Source organism: Armatimonadota bacterium, assembly GCA_022563855.1.
Classification (GTDB): domain Bacteria; phylum Armatimonadota; class Fimbriimonadia; order Fimbriimonadales; family Fimbriimonadaceae; genus JADFMN01.
Genome location: JADFMN010000009.1, coordinates 39365 through 59043, shown reverse-complemented (window position 1 = coordinate 59043; position 19679 = coordinate 39365). Strand labels below are relative to the sequence as shown.

Sequence of the window (19679 nt, the reverse complement as noted above, 5' to 3'; positions counted from 1 at the left end):
CGCCATACTGATAGACAGCACTCAGGAGACAACATGATCACAGCGAGACATTTAGCCATCGGAATCGCAGCATTCAGCTTGTTCGCCGGCAGCGCCTTTGCTACGGCCCAGGACGCCGATGCCAAGAAGGAGCAAGAGCAGACCAAGGAGGAAGAGCAGGAGGAGAAGCAGGAAGAGAAGAAGAACCCTGACGTCGAGAAGTACGAAAAGGCGATCAAGGATCTTGAGAAGCACGAAGGGGTCTTTACGCTGTACTTGCGAAAGAAGGACCTGCTGCTTGAACTGCCGGAAGAGAACTTAGAGAAGCTGTTCCTGGCCCAGGCGACGCTTCATACCGGCTTTACGCCGTTCGGCGGTCAGTCGGGCGATCCGGTATCGTCCGGCCCGATCGACATCTACCGGTGGGTCAAGAAAGACGACCGGCTGTTGCTCGTGCGTCCCAATACTAGGTTCCAGTGGCAGGCGGACGACCCGCTGGCGATCGCCAGCAAGCGAACGTTTCCTGAGGCGATCCTCGGTTCATACAAGATCGAGCAGAAGCACCCCGAAAAGAAGCTGCTGCTCGTCAACGTCACCTCGTTCTTTCACGGCACCGTCTTCAACTTGCAGCGCCTAGTCGGGGCGGGCGTCGGTGGGAGCGCATCGCTTGATCGAAACCTGTCAGGCGTCGACACGATCAAGAACTATGACAAGCAGACGGTGGTGCGAATGGCCATGCACTTCAAGTCGCAGGGCGGCGGCGGCGAAATGGCGGCTCTGTTCGCAATGCTCGGTTTGAGCATGCCGAACCACTTGGAGGACTCCAGAAGCATCCCCCTGAAGGTGACGTACAGCCTGTGGTACCGCGAGGAGTCTGACTATCGACCGCGGCTCGCCGATCCGAGAGTCGGCTTCTTCACGCAAGACTCGTTCAGCCTGGCGCGGTTCGATCAGCGAGATCGCAAACAGCGATACATCGTTCGGTTCGACCTTAGAAAGAAGAACCGCAGCGCGAAACTGTCAGAGCCGGTCGAGCCGATCGTGTGGTACATCGACACGTCGGTGCCTCAGCAATACCGTCCGGGCGTTCGAGCCGGAATCCTCTTCTGGAACGACGCTTTCGAGCGGCTCGGTTACAAGAACGCCGTCGTAGTGAAGGATGCGCCAGCGGACGACCCCAACTGGGATCACGCAGACGGTCGGCACAACGTCATCCGCTGGATCGTCAGTGAAAGCTCTGCTTACGCTGTCGCGCTGTTCCGGCTCGATCCGCTGACTGGCCAGGTGCTGAACGCAGCAGTCAACCTCGATGCAAACTTCCCGGTATTGGTGCTGCAAGACTTCAAGTTGACTCTCGGCCACGATGCCCGGGAGGCCGCCGCACTGAGCAGGAGCGCGATTTTACGCCAAGCGCCGGGCAGCATCGACGCTTACGAGGCGCTCATGACCGGCGTTGACCCGCGCGCCGCAGCGCTTCGAAAGACGATGAACGACCTTGGCTGGCAGCGCATGGCGTGCAACTACGCTGAGGGCCTGTCGAAGAGCGCTGCTCTCGGCTGGGCCGCCCTCAAGGCATCAGGCAGCAAAGTCGCCGAAGAGGATTACATGCACGCGTTCCTAGCCGACCTCATTGCGCACGAGGTCGGGCACTGCCTGGGTCTGCGGCACAATTTTGCGGCGTCGACGCAGCTCTCGATCGACGATATGCTGGACGACGAGAAGGTTCGAACAGTTGGACTCTCCGCCAGCGTCATGGACTACACGCCGGTGAACACGCCTGCGATACTCCGCGGAGAAGGAGTGTTCTTCAACGCAGGTATTGGCGTATACGACAAATGGGCGATCGAGTATGGCTACTCTGATATCACCGCAGGCTCCACCGAGGGCGAGCTGTGGGGACTGAACTCCATCGCAAAAAGGAGCGGTGAGCCGGGGCACATCTACTTGACCGACGGCGACGCGGACGGCATCAATCCGCTGGCGGTCAGATACGATCTCGGAACGGACCCGCTCGCCTGGCTCGAGACCAGCAACGCCAGCAACGACCTAGTTCGAAAGTACGCGATCAACCGCTTGACGAAGACAGGTGAGAGCTACGCGTACAGAAACAGGCTGATCCTGAGCACGATACTGCGACCATTTAGGAACGGACGGACCGCAAGCCGGTTCGTCGGCGGCCTCGAAATGCGACGACAGTTCAAAGGCGACGTCAACGAACAGCCGACGCTCAAGCCAGTCAGCGCTCAATCCCAGCGCAGAGCGATGAAGTTCATCATCGATAACTGCCTGATGTTCGACTCGCTGGATTTGCCTCGAAGCGTTCTACTTAGCTTTAACGAGGATCCGAACGGTAACCGAGGGGCAAGCTGGATCGCACCGCTCAGATCCATCGTCGCGACCAACCAGATGATGATTCTTGCGACGATTATGAGCGCTCGAAAAACCGACTACATTATCGAGAATGCATTCAAGTTGGCTCCTCAAGACAGGTACACGATCACAGAACATTACAACGCTCTGTTCGCCGCGGTGTATAAGGAGATCGGCCTGAACAAGAACATCACCGGCGTACGACGCGATCTACAGCGATTCATGACCGAGTCGCTGATCGATCAGGCGTCTGCACCGGACGGGTTTATCAGCGACGACGTGAGGGTCATTGCAGCGCAAGGACTCAAGCGGCTGAAGATCCGGATGACCAAGCAGGTGGAGGACGCAGACGGAATGGACGAGATGACTGTGATGCACCTCACCGATATGGCGGACAGAATCGACAGATATATGAAACGGCAGATATCGGGTCGCCGGTAGTACGTTCGAGGATCGCATGTCTAATCGATGAAAAGCGCTGAGGCAGTCTCAAGTGCGGAAGTGGCCGCGGCTCTGGACGAGTTTATTGCGGCGGTCGTCGATGCCGCTGGCGGTGATACCAGTCCGATTCGACCGTCGCACCGGATCCCGTTCCACTGGCCGCCCCATCCGATCAGCTCGGACTATCACGTGTTGGCGAGCGATTGGACGGGCAGGGCGACGTTTGAGGCGCACGGCGACACGTTCGATGTGGTCGTCGCCCGCACGGCGCTCGGTATTTTCGGCAGGTGCGAGCAGTTTTGGAACGATGCGAAAGGCGACACAGAGGAGGAGATGCTTGCAAACCTCAAGAGGAGCTGCGAGCCGCTGTTCGAACGTCAGTTTGCGATCGGTCGTACGATCGGCCTCAGCGGCAGGTTTGACGGGTACGTGCAAACACTCGATCCGATTTCGCTGATCAAACTGCTCTACTGCGAAGACCGCGACGTAGCAAACGACGCGCGGATCGAAATCGAAACTCACGCCAGCAGCGGCCTGTTTTCGGAAGCTCTCGTCCGAATCTTGCGCGACAGCCAGCACCGAAACCGCAGAATCGCTCAGTGGTGCGTCCTGGATATGTTTGAAGACCTGCCGTCGTTCTGCTCGACCGAGCAGCAGCAGAGCCAGGCTATCGACGCGATCGGGAAGCTGATGTGGGACGCGAACGACGATTACGCGAGGACGATCTACAAAGCGGGAGTCGTGCTCGGAGGCCATATCTGCACCGACCCTGCCGCAGCCACTCTCCTCTCTTGCATCGCTGCGCCGAGCAAGATCGGTCGACGCAGCGCCATACACGCGGTCTTTCACCTGAGCGAGTGGATGCCGCAACTGAAGGGCGAGATCGTCACGAAGCTTCGGAACGCAGCCGCGACCGACGAGGAGCCATCGCTGCGCGAGTTCGCTGCGTCCATGGCGCGGGACATCGATTCGTCGGCAAATGAGCATGTGACCGAGCCGATGTTCGACGACGAAACGTAGAAACATTAGAACCCATGCTCGCGCTTGCTCTGGCTGCCACCCTCGTCCAATCGGATTTACGAGACGTCCTGAACGACCCCGCGCTCGAAGGCGCAATAGCAGGAATCTGCGTCATGACGCTAGACGGCGAAGTCGTGTTCGAAAACCTCGGCGATACGAGGCTCGTTCCTGCCAGCAACCAGAAGATTCTCTCGACGATCTATGCGCTCAATGCGCTCGGCGTACAGCACCGGCCCCAGACGCGCTTCTGGCGAACCGGAGAGTCCGTGTACGTCGACGCGCCCGGCAGCCCTACCATGACCAAGGAACAGCTCCTGAAAGCGCGAGAAGCTCTTGGCAACCCCACAGACGCAGCGATCAACGTGCGGCAGGCGTACCAACCGAAAGTGCCCCCTTCGTGGGAGTTCGACGATCTCCCGCATCGGTACGCAGCGCGCGTGACCGCCTTCAGCTTCGACCGCGGGGGACTTGAGATCTGGGCCGAGAACAGAGAGGTCGTCCAACTCGACCCCGCGTACAAGGTCGTCGTGCGCGGAGTTGGCGGCGATGGCGCGCCCAAAGTGACGTACGATCCGTGGACCAGGGTCGCTACGGTCAGCGGGCGTCTGCCGAAGGCGAGAAACCTCATAGAGGCGTTTGCGATGCCTGATCCGGCCGCCACCGCTGCGCGGTTCCTCGGCGGGACGCTGGTCAACACCGACAAGCCGCCGCCACGCCGCGAGCCCGATTTCGTCGTCGTCGGACCGCCGATTCTCCGAACGGTTCAGGACTGCTTGGAGAGAAGCGACAACAACCACGCGGAGAATCTGATGCTCATGGCGGCCAGTGCGTCAGAGCCGCTCGGCGACTCCGAATACCGCGAGGCGTCGTCGCGCATGAAGAAGTTCCTCGTCGACGTGGTCGGCATCCGCCAGATCGACGTGAAGCCGGTCGATGCCAGCGGCATGAGCCGGCAGAACCTGGTAACGCCAAAGGCGATCTGCCAGTCGCTCGCCTGGGCGCACCGTCAGCCCTGGGGCGAGCAGTACCTAGTAGCCTTAGCTGCCGGGGGCGAGGGCACGCTCGGCTCTAGGCTCAAGACAAGCACATTTATCGGCAAAACTGGCACGCTTAATGCTGTAGTATGCTTATCAGGGTACGTTCGTTCCGGCAGCGGCGAGACGTTGATCGTGAGCATGCTGTTCAACCACACCGTGGTACCGGCGCGACGAGTCAGAGCGGTTCAGGACCGTCTGATCGATGCCATAGAGCGAGGACTGTAATGAAGAGCTTGGAGCTGACGACGGTTGCGAGGCGGCTTTGGCCAACGCGCGCCCTCGTGCTGCTGCTCGCTATAGGCTTCTTCGATCTCATCGTGACAGCGGTGCTCCACGCGAACGGAATGATCACGGAGCTCAATCCTCTGATGAAGCCGTTGCTCGAACAGGGCGAGTGGCTCTTCGCGATCGTGAAGTCGTTCACGCTGATCGTGGCGTGGATCGCAATGGCATCGTATGCGAAGCAGAACCTAGAGTTCGTGCGCAAGGTCTGCCTGGCCGGTTCCGGCGTCTACGTGCTCCTTTGGTGCGGCTGGTTCTTCCTCGCGTAAGAACTGCGGCGTATAGTCGTCCGAGTTCGTCAGCTCTCCGGTCTCCTCTGCAAGCACCGTAGCCTCAAGCGACGTGATCGCCACTTCTGCGTGATTCGCGGACGGCTCGGCCGTCGTGATCAACTGAGTTTTCAGCCCTGGCCAGAGCAGGATGTTCACCCACCTCTCGTTCTTGAACTTCCCTGCCAACCGGATCACCTCGTAGCTGATCCCGGCGATCAGGGGCAGCAGCGATATTTCGATCGCCAGCCTCTCAAAGACGATCATCCACTGTTTGGGGTCGCCCTCAAGGAATAGAGGTCGCGGGATCGGTATTAGAATCAACATTCCGATCATGAACACCAGAATCGCAAAGTTGGTACCGCACCTCGGGTGGAGCCGCGTCTTCTTCAGGCAGTTCTCCGATGTCAGTTCTTCCCCGTCTTCCATCGCGTTGATCGCCTGGTGCTCCGCGCCGTGGAAGCGGAAAACGTCCATGATCGCCGGCATCCGTCTGATCAACAGCATATAGCCGAGGAACATCGACAGCTTGACGATCTCAACGACGACGTTCGTCAACGTTCCGCGCTCGTTCGCATCCTTTTCGAGTCCGATATCGTGGAAGAAGGCCAGGAGGTACTGTCCGAAGAAGTTTGGAAATGCGTTGAAGAGCGCGAAGCCGATGACCAGCGATAGGACGAGGGTCAGGGCGAGAATCGCCTTATCGACGGCAGCCTGGTTTCGATCGTAAAACCTCTTGAACCTGCTCTCCTTCTTTCCTTCAGGCTCGGTCGATTCGCCTTCGTCCTCGGCTTCGTCGGGTTGAAACCTCGGATCCAGCTGCACCTCCGACGCTATTTTCATCGCGCGCATTCCGAGGCCCATCGTGTCCAGCAGCGCCAGAGTCCCGCGCAGGAACGGTTTGTTCAGCCACTTCTGCCTGCCGATCCAGGTCTTTTCGATGTGCTCGGTCTTGACGTAGATGTTGCCGTTCGGCGCCCGGCAGGCTACCGAGTAGTGGTTTGGGGAGCGCATCATCACCCCTTCGACGACGGCCATTCCGCCGTAAGTTTTCTGTGGCTCTTCGGACATCGGTGGCATTCTACCTATCGGCAGTTCAGGTTCGAGCCATCAGGATCCCCCGTGTAGCGGAATCGATACTCGCCTTGCCTTCGTCCTAGCATCAGGAGGACCGGGTCAAGTGGTTGATGGACACAATCCTGAACATCTGGAGTTCACCGAAGAGGAGGCGTTTGCCCTGCTCACAATCTGCATGCTGTACGAGACCCCGCTCGACGCAGTCACCGAGAGCGCTGTACAAAAACTTGCCCACTACTGCCGTAGGAATTGGATCAAACCCGATGGCGACGACCAGGACGTCGATAGCGAGCTGAGTACGGTGGGTTAAGGCGAGGCTCTTGTTGTCTGACCGGGGGGCTTGGCCGGTAACCTACTAGCATGACCCGCGTCCGACACGTCCTGCAGGCTCTTGAAGCGATCGCGCCTAAGCGGCTAGCGTATTCGTTCGACAAGATCGGTTTGCAAGTCGGCGATCCGGACAGTCCGGTCGAGAAGGTCGTGGTCGCGCTCGATCCGTCGTTAGCCGCTGCTCAGTTTACGGCAGAGTCCCAGGCGCAGATGCTGATCTGCCACCACCCCGTGATCTGGGACCCCTTGAAGAGCCTGCGGTTCGACAACCACCAAGGGCGGGTGATCCAGGCGCTCGTCGAAGCGCGAGTTGCGTTCGCCGCCGCGCACACCAACTGGGACTGCGCTCCGGGCGGGATCAGCGACGTCCTGGCAGAGCTGCTCGGTCTGGTAGATGTTGAAGAGTTCGGCTCGTCGAATCCTCGCGAGCTGTTCAAGATCGTTGTGACGACGCCGACCGGCACCGAGGACGCTCTGATCGACGCTATGGCCAGCGCGGGGGCGGGTGAGATCGGCCGGTACGACCGGTGCAGTTGGAAGGTCGAGGGCGTCGGCTCGTTCAGGGCTTTGGAAGGCGCGAACCCGACGCTCGGCATGATCGGTGAGCCGGAGACCGTCGACGAGGTCCGTGTCGAGATGGTCGTGTCGGCGGAGAAGCTGGCGGCTGTTCGCAAAGCGCTCGTGCGCGCCCACAGCTACGAGGAGCCCGCTATCGACGTATATCCGCAGCACTCAGAAGGCGGTCAGATGATCGGCCGCGTCGGTTCGCTGCCTTCGGCTCTTGACGCCAACGGCCTTCGCGAGATGTTGGATCGGTGTTTGAATACGCGCTCTCTCGTTTGTGCTCCTCCCGGAAAGTCCATTGAACGAATTGCGGTGGTCGGTGGAGCGGCAGCCGACGAGTGGAAGAACGCCCGCTCCGCCGGCGCCGATGCGCTAGTCACTGGCGAAGTCCCGCACCACACGATGGTCGAGGCGTCCGAAGGCGGCCTAGCGATCGCCGCCGCCGGCCACTACGCAACCGAAAACCCCGGCACCAAACGCCTCTGCGAACGGCTGGCTGCGGACTTGTCCGATGTCGAGCTACTCTGGTTCGAGCCAGACCCCGGCACGTCTGGTCGACCATCTGTTTGATGCGCGTCATATCCGGCGTGCGCCACCTGTCGGATTGTAAGAAAACTGGTACCCCGAACGGGATTTCCTTCGTCCTTCGTCCTTCGACAAGCTCAGGACAGGCTTCTCATCGCGACGGAGGCCAAGAACAAAACCAGGACACGCGACTACCGCCGCGCATCCTGGTCTTGTTGGTACCCCGGACGGGATTCGAACCCGCGATCTCCGCCGTGAAAGGGCGGCATCCTGAACCGCTAGACGACCGGGGCGACCGAGCAACAGTTTGACGCATCCGGTCCAGGCAAAACAAGGCGGGCTGGGCCTGTGACAGACCCAACCCGCAACGAAACTGGCTTGAGCTATTCCTTGCCCGTCTTGTCCGCGCCGAGCACGACCTTCGAGACCTCGACGACCGGCTCTTCTGCAACAAGCTCCGCAACGGCCGCCTGCAATCCCGGAACGCGGCGAGCACCGGCGAACTTGCTGCGGTACTGGCTCATCTCCGTGATGACAACGCGCCCTTTATAGCTGCTGGAGTGAATGAACTTGCCGCCGCCCATGTAGATCCCAACGTGGTTGATCCGCGTCGCGCGGCCCGTGATGAAGAACAGCAGGTCTCCGGCTTGAAGATCGTCTTTCGGGACGATCTCGCCGTGCCTGGACTGCGCGATGGACGTGCGGGGCAGCCTCATGCCGTTCCGCGCAAACACGACTGTCGTGAATCCGGAGCAGTCGACGGCCCCACGGCTCGTCCCGCCCCACCGGTACCGCACTCCGAGCATACCGACGGCTGAATTGATGACTGCGCTCGCCAAGTCTCCGTCCACCGGCAGAATCGGCTTGGTCGGGGTCGGGACAGTCTTCGATGTCGGCGCAGGCGATGAAGACTCGGCAAGCAGGTCGCCGCGGACCCAGCCAACGGTGCCGTGCCGGAAGCGCAGCTTGTACCACGCGCCCTGGCGGTCGAGAACTTCCGCTGTCGTGCCTCCTTTGACGGTCGCCCGCGTCCGGCTGGCGGTCGTCGGCTCAGACCTGACGCGCGCGGCCCCAACTTTGATGCGAACGCGAGCGGTCGAGATCCTGTTGGCGCTCGTGATCGGATCGACGCCCGAAGGCAGTTTGATCTTCTGTCCGATCTGAAGCTTCGTCCAGACGACGCCTGGATTCGCCGCGTGCAGAGCCGCCTCGGTGATGCTGTACTTCTTGGCGATTTTGCCGTCGTGCTCACCTCGCAGCACCTTGTGGTACGCCGGGGAGGCGGGTGCGGCTTTAGCAAGGCCCTTCTCGGGAATCGTGAGAACCTGGCCGATCTGCAGTTTGCGCCAGTCCTGTCCGGGGTTGGCGGCGTGCAAGTCTTTTACGCTGATTCCGAACTTCTTTGAAATCGTGTTGTCGTTCTCGCCCTCGACGACTTTGTGCCGCTTCGGCTCGGGGGTTGGAGTCGGAAGAATCGATGCCCAAAGCGGCCCGTAGTCGACGGCACAGTGGGTGTATCCGCTCGGGGAGGAGTCGTTGCTCCAGAGCGGCGCCGCCACTAGCGTGAAGGCCATCAGGCCAATATGTAGTTGCAAATTTCGATCCTCCTGCCTAGCATCCAGTCGGATTGGAACCCGGTAAAATTGCCGCCCTCGGACACAGGCTTTATCTTACCAATCCAATTATCGGATGGTCAACCTGTTTTCTTCCATATAGGCCCTAAGATTTCCACCGTATTAAGTTCAAAAATCCGGAACAACTGCCTGACAGGTACGATGACAGGGGCCGTATGCTGAGCGTGCTGATCGTGAATTGGAACACCAAGGACAAGCTGCGGTCGTGCCTGGCCTCCATCCGAAGATTTCCCCCTGACGAGCCGTTCGAGATCATCGTTGTGGACAACGCCTCCACTGATGGCTCGGCCGAGATGGTGAGGTCCGAGTTTCCTTCCGTCAGCCTCATCGCTTCCAGCGCAAACGAGGGGTACGCAAAGGGCAACAACCGGGCGTTCGGCGTGGCCAAGGGAGACTGGCTGCTCACGCTCAACGCGGACACCGAGTTTGAAGACGACAGCCTGCAGAAGGCGATCCGCGAGCTGGCGTTCAAGACGAAGTTCGGGGCGCTCGCCATCCGCTTGGTGCTGCCAAACGGCAAGACACAGCGGTCCGTGCGCGGATACCCGACGGTCACGAATCTCTTCGGCGAAGTCACGGGGCTGGCGAAGGCGTTTCCGAAATCCCGGCTGGCGTCGTATTCGCTCCCAGGCTTCGATTACAGCGAGCCCGGGCCGGCGCCGCAACCGATGGGGACGTTCCTGCTGTTTCGGCGAGCCGCCTTGGAGGCTGTCGGCGATCCGTCCGCGCCGTTCGACGAGCGGTTCCCGATCTTCTTCAACGAGGTAGACCTTCTCAAGCGACTGATGGCGGTCGGCTGGCCGTGCTGGTACTCTGCCGCGGCGCACGCCGTACACCATCACGGGGCGAGCACAAGCCAGGCGCGCAAAAGCATGATCTGGGAATCTCACAAGAGTCTAGTTCGTTACTTGGGAAAGCACGCGCGTGGCCTAGCCTGGCTCGCGCTGCCGTTCGTCGCCATCGCCTCCTACGCGGTAGCTTTCGTTCGCGCCAAGGGCTACCATGCCGGATTTCGACCTTAGCATCACGATCTGCAGCTGGAACACGCTAGAGGACCTTCGCGTGTGCCTTGCAAGCCTCGTCGTCGCGCGGGAGGACGCGGAGTTTGAGGTGATCGTGATCGACAACGCAAGCAACGATGGATCGCCTGACATGGTCGAAAAGGAGTTCCCGCAGTTCCGTTTGCTGCGCCAGTCTAAGAACCTCGGATTCACCGGCGGGCATAACGTCGGGATCAAGGCGCGTCGCGGACGCGACGTCGCGCTGCTAAACTCCGACACGATCGTGCGTTACGGTGCGATCCGCCGCATGATGCAGTACATGCGCGACACTCCGAACGCGGGAATCGTCGGCGCAAAACTGCTGAATCCCGATGGCAGCCTACAGCTCAGCTGTCGCAGCTTCCCAAACCCGGTTGCCGCAGCTTTTCGCGGGACGATTCTCGGCAGGCTGTTCCCGAACAACAGGTTTACGCGCGAGTACTTGATGACGGACTGGCACCACGACGACCCGCGCAAGGTGGACTGGGTGAGCGGTGCGGCGCTGTTCGTCCGTGGCGAAGTTATCGACAAGCTCGGCGGCCTCGATCCGAAGTTCTTCATGTACTGCGAAGACGTCGATATTTGCAAACGGTGCGCAGAGCTCGGCTTCGACGTTATGTACTTGCCGGACGCGATCATCACGCACGCGATCGGGCGCAGCACCGACAAGGTCGCCAACAAAATGATCGTGCGATTTCACCGCTCGATGTTGCGGTATTACGCGAAGCACACTCTGCCAGAATCGTTCGTTCTCTTCCGACCGCTCTTGTACATCGCTGCCGCCCTGGCGTTGTCCGCTCGTGCCACACTGTTCCTTCTGAGGAACTTCTTTGACGCGATCCGTCGCAAGCTGGGCATGGCATGACGAAAGTACGGCTCGAGCTTGCACTGCTGGTATCGGCGTGCGCAGTCGCGGTGGTTCTCGGCGGCCAGATCGTGGTGTTCGCGCTCCCGTTCGAGGGCATCGGCGACCTGCCATCGCTCGTCAGGCTGTTCGTCGGCGTTCTCGTTTTCGGCGCGCTGGCATACGTCGTCTCCACGCGCCGCGTCATCCAAACGCCGTCCTCGAGATTCAGCTTTCCCGTCATGGGACTGGTACTCGTGTTGGGCAGTTCGATCCTTCTGTCCAGCTTTGGATTCGTCAGCTTCGACGCGTGGATGTCGTGGGTTGTGTACGGGGCTGGGTTCTTTCTCGCCGTCGGCTCTCTCGGACGAGTTCGCGGCCCTCGCCTGCTGTTCGCCACCTTGACTGCGGCGATGGCTCTGGTGGCCCTTCGAGGAATCTACGAGTATCTGAAAGTGTTCGAGATTGAGCCTACGTATCGAATCTTTGCCGGATGGAACAACCCGAACGCGCTCGCAGGCGTCCTCTTGGTCGGGCTGCCCATCGCGCTTGCACTGGGCCTATCGAGCAAGGGCCTGCAGCGAGGGTTGAGCATGGCCGCAGCTGTCTTGATCATGCTGGCGTTGCTGCTGACCCAATCGAAGGGCGGTTACTTGGCTGCGGCTGTCTCCATTGCGACTCTCGTGTCGCTCTGCTTGATATGGCGTCGCGGCTGGTTCAGCTTCTCAGCCTTGATTCCGGTTGCTGTCGCCGGGCTGCTCCTGTTTTCGTTCCAGTCGCGAGGCGCCGCGGCGGACGATCAGTCCGGCTCGATGAACCGCGTATCCAACGCCGCAGGCACGCAAACGCAGTCTGTCGAGTATCGCAAGCTGCTGTGGCAGGGCACCGTCAGCCTGATCGAGTCGAATCCGGTGGGCTACGGGATCGGCTCATACCGGTTTCAATCGGCGAGATCGGGATTGCACGAGCAGACGCAGTTCGCTCACCAAACGTATTTGCAAATCGCAGCCGAGGGTGGCGTTCTCACGCTGCTCATCGTGCTGTGGATCGTCGGCACGTGGCTCAAGCAGGTCTGCTCTGGAGCGCGCTCGCTGCCGGTGGAACGCAGGACGCTGCTGGCCGGGTGCATCGCTGCGATAGTCGGAGCAGGCGCGCACGGCCTGGTCGAGAGCAACTTGTACTTCTTCGGCATCGGGTTCCTGGTGTTCGTGCTGCTTGGCGCGGGTCTGCAGCTTGCGACCGACGGATCGTCGCCGGAATCAACGCCGGTCAAACTGCGAGTGACGCTGGCGGTCGTCGGATGCCTGTTCCCGCTCATCGCGCTGGTGTACTTCGCAAGGGTAGAACTGGCGAAGGCGGACGCGGCGGGCGCACTTGATACGCTCAGAAAGGCCGCAGTCATCGAACAGGCCGACATCGAGCGAGCCGATGCAGCATCGCAAAAGCTCGCTTCCATAGCGCGGGCTGACGCCGAAGCGTGGTACCTCCGAGCGTCGATCGAACGTAGATCCAATAAAGAGCGACTCCCGTTGCTGGAAAAGGCGGTGCAGTTGCAGCCGAGGACGCAGTACCTCCGATTCCTCGCACGAGTACAAGCCGAGGACGGTCAGCGAACGCAGGCGTTCAAGACGATCGAAGAGGCGCTGGAGTACGACGCAAAAAACCTGCGAACGCTCAAGCTCAAGATGGATCTGCACCTCGACTTCGATGACCCTGCGGCAGCGGCAGAGATCGCGCGAGAGATCATCGCGGTCGAGCAGACTTCATACCTGAAAGTGCGATCGATCCCCCAACTAGTGCCCACACAGCCGTTCGAAGCGCGACTGCTGCTCGCCGACATGACTGACGATCTCGTTGAGGAAGCCGAGCTGCTCCGAGCAGCGGTCGAAGGTTACGCCCGGTATGCGGCCAACACCGTGCCACAAGTGAAGATGATGGCGCAAGGAGAGCTCGCTTTCGCAGGTGAGACCCTTGCAACGGCACGCGAAAAAATGGCAACCGCGAGAGAGGCTGCGGCTCGCCTGAGGGAGATCTACGAGGGGCTCGGCGACGCGCCATCGCTGGAATCGCTGGACGAGCTGGTCCCTGGCCTGACAGTCGACTGAATATCGGGAGCGGTGTCTTCGCCAGCCATCAGATACAGCCGGACGATCTCTCTTGCGATAGGCGCGGCGACCTCGCCGCCGTGTCCTGCGCGCTCGATCACCACGGCAATCGCGATCTGAGGGTTCGCTGCTGGCGCATACCCGACAAACCACGCGTGAGTCTTCCCCTCGCCGGAGTGCTCTGAGCTGCCTGTCTTGCCAGCCCACGTAAGGCCGTCGATTCGCGCCCGCGTCGCCGTTCCGTGCTCGATCACGCCGATCATCGCATTGTTGAGGATCGACCAAAACCGGTCCGACACGTCGAGCGTAGCCAGCAACGGCATGTCGGGCCGCGTGTAAGCAGCATCAGAGCCCGCATCGCGCCAGCCTGCGACCACGTAGGGCTGCTCGATTCGACCACGGTTCGCAACAAGGGCAACGACGTTCGCCATCTGAAGTGGTGTGACGCCTATGTACCCTTGCCCAATGGCCATGTTGACCGTGTCGCCGCCCTGCCATCGCAGATCGCGACTCTCCAGCCAATCGAAGTAAGGCACCGTGCCAGCGCTCTCTCCCGGGACGTCGATGTCCGACTTGCTGCCCAAACCCAAAGCGCGGCACACGTCAAGAAAGGCCTCCCGACCAACGTCGACCGCCAGACTTGCGAAGTACGAGTTGCAGGATTTCGTGAACGCTGTTTCGAAACTAACGGCGCCGTGAACGCCAAGACAGCCAAACCGCCGTCTTCCGTACTGGAAGTACCCGACGCAGGTCCGAGTTTCAGAAACAGAGAAATGCCCGCTCTTCCAGGCCGCCAAGCTTGTGACGATCTTGAAAGTCGAACCGGGTGGATATACGCCACCGATCGCGCGCGGAAACAGCGGGCGGCCCGGGTCATCATACAGGGCCATCAAGTTCTTCGACGAGATTCCGTTCTCGTAAAGCCCGGCGTCAAACGAGGGGCTCGACGCCAGGCAGATCACGTCGCCGTTGCGGGGGTCCAAGGCGACGATTGCTCCCATCTGACCCTCTAGCAGCGATGCAGCAAGCCGCTGGATACGCAGGTCTATCCCTAATCGCAACTCCGATCCAGGAACCGCTCGAACTTCGCCAAGCGATCGAACGGGCTTGCGGCGAGCGTCGACTGCGAACCTCTCCTTCCCCGGCTCACCCATCAGAAGCCCCTCGTAGAACATCTCGATGCCCGACCTGCCGACGTACGTGCTCGGCGTGATCCCTTGCCCTTCGAGCCGCTCGACGTCGCTTCCGCTCGGCGTCCAAACGTAGCCAAGAACGTGGGCCAAACTCTTTGTGTCGGGGTAGAAGCGTGCCGGCTGCAGTTCGACGCTGATGCCCGGCAACCGGCCAAGAGACTCCGCAAGGCGGCTCGCCGCCGCAGGGTCCGCGCCGACGTAAATGACGACCGGAACGTACGGATCCCACCCCATCTCCTTCTTCGACTTCTCGATCCACGCGTCGTTCAGATCGAGAATGGCGGCGACCTCGGCCAAGACCTCCGGGTGATCTTTCATTTGATCGAAAACCGCAGAAACAACAACGCTCGGGCGCACGCCGGCAAGGAGGATTCCGTTTCGGTCTACGATCCGCCCTCGCGGAGCGACTGTCGTCACCTCGTCTTCGCCGGATACGGCCGCGAGCCTGCTCCACTCGTCGGCCTGTGCAACCTGGACGTACCAGAGCCGTGCACCGTAAACCAGCAGCATCGCCAAGGCCGAGAACGGCAACAGCGCCAGCCGAACCGTCAGCCGCGGAGATCTTGGCGCGTGGATGACCGACATCTAAATGGCCGGCGGTCCGTGTACCTCGCAGGTCTCCATCGGCTCCTCCCCAGGTCGGTACGGCCGCTTGCTTCTCTCAGGGCAGTAGATTGTGGCGCGATCCCGCGTGTCCTCGCAAATCTGCACGTAGATGAAGACCACAAGGTCATCGTCTGGGGGCACTGGTGGTTCGATAGGTGGGATAACGTCTGGGTCTAGATCTGGGAGGTCGTTTACCCCGTCGTCGTTCGAGTCGTTGTCGGTCATATCGACCTCTACCGGATTCGCAGAGATGTACCGCGTGTGCCTTTTCGCCTTCTCGCCGTACTTCTCCTGTGCGAACGCGATCACCTCCGACCACATCGGCGCGACCTCCACGCCGCCGAAGATTCGGTTCATCGACTGGTAGACCCAGCGATCCCCTTCGCGGACCTCGCCACCCAGCCACGCGATGGCGATGAACTGATCCGTATAGCCGCAGAACCAAGCGTCCTTGAAGTCGTTCGTGGTTCCGGTCTTGCCGCGCGCGTTTACCGTATCACGCCCCGCCCGCCAACCGGTGCCTCTGTGCGCGACGTCCCACAGCAGCGTGTCGAGGATCCTCGCAGTCTTCTTGCTGATGACCGACCTCTTGATGTTCGGCGAATACCTCTTGATAGTTCTACCGTCGCTGTCCAGGATTCGCTTGATCGCCCAAGGCGTTACCCGGTCGCCTCCAGACTGGAACACGCTGAACGCGACGGCCATCTCCATCGGCGACACTTCTCCAGAACCGAGCGCCAGCGACGGGTACGGCGGAAGTTTGTGCTTGAAGCCGAACGAGGTCTTGGCAACGTTGACGACGTTTGCCGGGCCGGTCATCAGAATCACCCGATACGCCGGGATGTTGATCGACCTGACGAACGCCTGCGCGATGGTCATCTCGCCGCCATATTCACCGTTCGAGTTCCTGATAAACTTCGTCCTGCCCGGGCGATCCTCGACCTCGAGCGGCTCGTTGCTGATCATGTCGTACGGCGTAACAACGCCGTATTCAAACGCTGCCGAGTACACGATCGCCTTGAATGCCGAGCCAGGTTGTCGGCCTCCCTGTACGACGGCGTTGAACTGGTTCTTCTGGTAGTCCGACCCGCCGACCATCGTCAGAACCCTGCCGTCATCGCCGAGGACTACGATCGCACCGGTCGTCACTTTGCGATTCTTCAATCGCTCCACCGTGTCGCGCACAGCCTTCTCTGCTCTCTCCTGCATTTCGAGGTCGAGCGTGGTCTCGATACGGTAGCCGCCGGCGACCAGGTCGATGTCGGGGAAATCCTTGCGAACCTCGGTGAAGAGATAGTCGATGAAGTACGGCGCCAACCTTTCGCCGGAGACAGTCCGCGGCCGCGCCGAGCTCACGTTCAGTTCCGATTGCTTCGCTTCCTTGTACTGAGCCTCATCGATAAACTCCTGTTCTAGCATCAGCTTGAGCACGACGTTCCGGTTTTTCAAGGCCTTGTCGGGATCTACGAAAGGATTTTCACGGCTTGGACGCCGGACCAGCCGCGCAAGCGTAGCGGCTTCTGCCAGCGTGATTTCGCTGATGTCCGTCTTGCCAAAGTACACCTCTGCGGCTGCCCCTACCCCGTAGGCGCCTTCCCCGAAGTACATCTGGTTCAGATACAGCTCAAGAATCTCGTCCTTGCTCAGCTTTCTCTCGATGACGTACGCCATTGCCATGTCGTCCAGCTTCCGATCGAGCGACCGCTCCGTGCTTGTGTACAGGTTATACGAAATCTGCATCGTGAGCGTGCTGCCGCCGCGCGACTCTTTCCCTTTCGTCTTCAGCCCTTGCCAAATGATGCCCATCAACGATGTGAAGTCGACGCCTTCGTGATCACGAAATCGCTTATCTTCTGCGGCTATGGTTGCGTCGATGATCGTCTGGGGTATCTCGCCGTACGTCAGCGGTCGGCGGTACTCGTTGGCCAGCGTCAGCAGAACAGAGCCGTCGGCAGCAACAAAGACCGTAGGGTCTTTGCGAAGCTCCTGCATGTACTCATGGATATTGAGCACCAACTCCTTGGCCTCGCTAACGCGGCCGTACATGACCAACGTGCCAGCCACGATCGAGACAGACACAAATATGCCCGTCGAAACCAATGCTATTTTCAGGCGACGCCAGCGCCTAGAACGAGGCGTGCTTTTGACTGACGCAGACGGCTTTGATCTTCTTGCCACTCTTGCCCATTAAGACGCTCTTTAAGAGCCGTCGGTTTCGATCCGCCTCACGGTACCAGCTAATCGACGCAGTTCGTCAACCGGCGCCGACCCTACGATCAGCAGGTAGTAGGAACCGACTTTCCAGGTGTACCGGTTAATCTCCGGACGTGGCGGGCGATTTCCGGACGGCGGCGTCCGGGTTCTCTCACGCCGTGGGCCGTGCGGCTTGTTTGACACCGAGAGAATGAGGAAGCGCCTACCGTCGGAGTAGTGAGACGCGATCCCGATCTGGTCATCCCCGCTTTTGACCCTCCTTGCGCGATACATGAGGAACCCGCTCCCTGCTGACAGCTCGAACGCGCCCAATTTCGCCTCGGCGGACAGATTGATCAGGATTTCGCGCGGAGTGACGATCCGCGCGCCTTCTATCTCCAAGACGAAGTATTCAGGGCTCACCTCGCTATGGTAAGAAAAGGACTTGAACTCCCAGCGCATCCGGACGCGATCTCCGAACTGAGTCTCTCTCTTCAGCACTGCCTTGTGGCGCCGCTCGACCCAGAGCCTGTGCACTGCCGATTCCGGACCAGGCTGGCCCACGACGATCAGCCAAGTGCGCTTGCCGGCGATTCGCTCACCCGCCACTATTGTGGGCGCCGGACCGGGCCGGGCTATCGCATCGAGCACAAACCTAAATCGATTGTCCGTCCAGGCCGGCGTCTTGTGGATCAAGTTCTCCTTCTTGAAATAGTGCCACTGGTTCGTGCCGTCGTTGACCAGAATCTGCCCGTCTACGTCCTTATCGTCCGAGAAGTATTCAATTCGGAATCTTGCGCCACTCCTCCAGATTCCTTCGCGGTACTCCCGGCCCCGCACATTCATCACGCGGTGGCCGTGGTATTTCAATCGACCGGATGCGGCAACTACATCCCGCAAAAACTGCTTGCTGTCTTGGGGTGGGCGCTGCGGCCTGTCTCTGCGCTGCGCCTGCAAGGTCGCGAGCGAAGCAACCAGCAGCAGAATCGACAGCGAGCAGCGGAAACTCATGTTCCTGATCTTCTAATAGTCCAGCGACGCACCGTCAATCGGCGCGTGAATGTCCATCGACGCGTCTTCCATTGCGTACTGCTGATCTTGAAGCAGAACGTCCTCGAGACTCGCGACAATGGGCTCCTTAACAATTGTTGGCCCAGGACCGATCGGCGAATCCACTCTTGGCGAGCCGTACAGGAACGCAAGCGCTACGACCGCAGCCGCGACGGCACCGACGGAGCTGAATCGCAATACACGGCTCCGGCGATCACGGCCTGATACCAACGAGAGCTTTTCGTTCAGCTCGCTCCGCCACGTGAGACTAGGGATCGAATCGCTCGTCGCACTTTCGACGATGCTCCGTACTTTAAGTTGATCGGCGCTCTCTAAAGACGCGTCAAGCCGCAGCGCCTCTTCGGCACTGATCGACTCCTCCGCGCTCAATTTCCTCAACAGCTTCTCATCCATGTTCTCAACTCTTCTCCCGTTCTAAGTATTGGCTCAACTGCTCCTGCAAATGCCTCCGTGCAAGAAAAAGCCTGCTTTTCACCGTACCGACGGGAATACCGACGGTGCCAGCGATCTCATCGTAACCCATATCCTCCTTGTCGTGCAGAAGAAGGACGGTTCTCAGCTTGTCGCTCATCGAAGAGATCGCATGCTCGACCTCCACTTGCAGCTCGGCGTTCATCGCCATCTGCGCCGGATCCCAACGCTCGTCGCTGAACTCGATCGGGTCGCTTGACTCAAACCCCGCGTCGAGGCTCATTGCGACGGGCGCGCGCTTCGAGCGCCGAGCCCTGTCGATGCACAGGTTGTGCGCAACGCGGAACATCCAAGTGCGGAGCGAGCACCGACCGTCGAACCGGTCAAGGCTCTGGAAAGCGCGGATGAAGACCTCCTGAGTCACGTCCAGGGCCTCCTCGTGATCTGGAACCATCCTGCGAACGAACCCAAGAACACGAACCTGGTAGGCGTCAACGATCTTCGCAAACGCCTCGATATCCTGGCGCTGGCACTGTTCGAGTAGCGACTGCTCGGCAGCAAGGTCCAGTTTCTTGTTCGGTGCCAACCGTTGCACTCCACCGAATTGGCTCATCCTACAAGCCAAGACGCTTCAGTTCGCCGGTAGTTCAGCCTGCGGGCTAAAAGCCCGGCAGAATTTCAGAGTTTT

Annotated in this window: 16 protein-coding genes and 1 tRNA gene; 9 read left to right on the top strand and 8 right to left on the bottom strand. The window is 60.2% G+C overall.

The window, feature by feature from the left end:
• Positions 1-33: 33 nt before the first annotated feature.
• From IH944_11365 to IH944_11350, 4 genes are read left to right on the top strand one after another with little or no spacing between them, the layout of a single operon-like run.
• Complete coding sequence (locus IH944_11365) at positions 34-2790, top strand: zinc-dependent metalloprotease (GenBank protein ID MCH7905143.1); 2757 nt, start codon at positions 34-36, stop codon at positions 2788-2790.
• A gap of 27 nt (positions 2791-2817) precedes the next feature.
• Positions 2818-3810 (top strand): hypothetical protein, encoded by a 993-nt coding sequence (locus tag IH944_11360; protein ID MCH7905142.1) that lies wholly within the window; start codon positions 2818-2820, stop codon positions 3808-3810.
• A 14-nt stretch (positions 3811-3824) separates the two neighbouring features.
• Positions 3825-5072, top strand: a complete 1248-nt coding sequence (gene dacB, locus IH944_11355) for a D-alanyl-D-alanine carboxypeptidase/D-alanyl-D-alanine-endopeptidase (protein ID MCH7905141.1) — start codon at positions 3825-3827, stop codon at positions 5070-5072.
• Positions 5072-5398, top strand: a complete 327-nt coding sequence (locus IH944_11350; GenBank protein MCH7905140.1) for a hypothetical protein — start codon at positions 5072-5074, stop codon at positions 5396-5398. The genes dacB and IH944_11350 overlap by 1 nt, the downstream gene beginning before the upstream one ends.
• Here the strand turns inward: IH944_11350 and IH944_11345 are convergent.
• Positions 5318-6469: a DUF1385 domain-containing protein gene (locus tag IH944_11345; GenBank protein MCH7905139.1), complete on the bottom strand. Its 1152-nt coding sequence runs from the start codon at positions 6467-6469 to the stop codon at positions 5318-5320. The genes IH944_11350 and IH944_11345 overlap by 81 nt on opposite strands.
• 109 nt (positions 6470-6578) lie before the next feature.
• Between IH944_11345 and IH944_11340 the strand changes: the two genes are divergently transcribed.
• Positions 6579-6785 carry a hypothetical protein gene (locus tag IH944_11340; GenBank protein ID MCH7905138.1) on the top strand — a complete coding sequence of 69 codons (207 nt, stop codon included), beginning with the start codon at positions 6579-6581 and terminating at the stop codon, positions 6783-6785.
• Between the two features lie 50 nt (positions 6786-6835).
• Positions 6836-7939, top strand: a complete 1104-nt coding sequence (locus IH944_11335) for a Nif3-like dinuclear metal center hexameric protein (GenBank protein MCH7905137.1) — start codon at positions 6836-6838, stop codon at positions 7937-7939.
• Between the two features lie 171 nt (positions 7940-8110).
• Here IH944_11335 and IH944_11330 read toward each other — a convergent pair.
• Both IH944_11330 and IH944_11325 read right to left on the bottom strand, forming a co-directional pair.
• Positions 8111-8187: transfer RNA gene (locus tag IH944_11330), tRNA-Glu, on the bottom strand.
• A gap of 90 nt (positions 8188-8277) precedes the next feature.
• On the bottom strand, positions 8278-9468 hold the full coding sequence (locus IH944_11325) for a C40 family peptidase (GenBank protein MCH7905136.1): 1191 nt from the start codon (positions 9466-9468) through the stop codon (positions 8278-8280).
• A 215-nt stretch (positions 9469-9683) separates the two neighbouring features.
• On the opposite strand from IH944_11325, the gene IH944_11320 reads away from it, so the two are divergent.
• From IH944_11320 to IH944_11310, 3 genes are read left to right on the top strand one after another with little or no spacing between them, the layout of a single operon-like run.
• A complete protein-coding gene (locus tag IH944_11320) occupies positions 9684-10550 on the top strand; it encodes a glycosyltransferase family 2 protein (protein MCH7905135.1) in 867 nt (288 codons plus the stop codon).
• Positions 10531-11433 carry a glycosyltransferase family 2 protein gene (locus tag IH944_11315; protein ID MCH7905134.1) on the top strand — a complete coding sequence of 301 codons (903 nt, stop codon included), beginning with the start codon at positions 10531-10533 and terminating at the stop codon, positions 11431-11433. The genes IH944_11320 and IH944_11315 overlap by 20 nt, the downstream gene beginning before the upstream one ends.
• Complete coding sequence (locus IH944_11310) at positions 11430-13517, top strand: O-antigen ligase family protein (protein MCH7905133.1); 2088 nt, start codon at positions 11430-11432, stop codon at positions 13515-13517. The genes IH944_11315 and IH944_11310 overlap by 4 nt, the downstream gene beginning before the upstream one ends.
• Here the strand turns inward: IH944_11310 and mrdA are convergent.
• From mrdA to IH944_11285, 5 genes are all read right to left on the bottom strand, one after another.
• The gene (mrdA, locus tag IH944_11305; GenBank protein ID MCH7905132.1) at positions 13445-15295 is read right to left on the bottom strand and encodes a penicillin-binding protein 2; all 1851 of its coding nucleotides are present in this window, start codon (positions 15293-15295) and stop codon (positions 13445-13447) included. The two genes, IH944_11310 and mrdA, sit on opposite strands and share 73 nt — an antisense overlap.
• Positions 15296-17395: a transglycosylase domain-containing protein gene (locus IH944_11300; protein ID MCH7905131.1), complete on the bottom strand. Its 2100-nt coding sequence runs from the start codon at positions 17393-17395 to the stop codon at positions 15296-15298.
• A gap of 120 nt (positions 17396-17515) precedes the next feature.
• Entirely contained in the window at positions 17516-18520 is a 1005-nt protein-coding gene (locus IH944_11295; protein MCH7905130.1) for a hypothetical protein, read from the bottom strand.
• A gap of 12 nt (positions 18521-18532) precedes the next feature.
• Positions 18533-18973, bottom strand: coding sequence for a hypothetical protein (locus IH944_11290; GenBank protein MCH7905129.1), 441 nt, complete (start codon positions 18971-18973; stop codon positions 18533-18535).
• Positions 18974-18977: 4 nt separating this feature from the next.
• Positions 18978-19604: a sigma-70 family RNA polymerase sigma factor gene (locus IH944_11285; protein MCH7905128.1), complete on the bottom strand. Its 627-nt coding sequence runs from the start codon at positions 19602-19604 to the stop codon at positions 18978-18980.
• Positions 19605-19679: the final 75 nt, after the last annotated feature.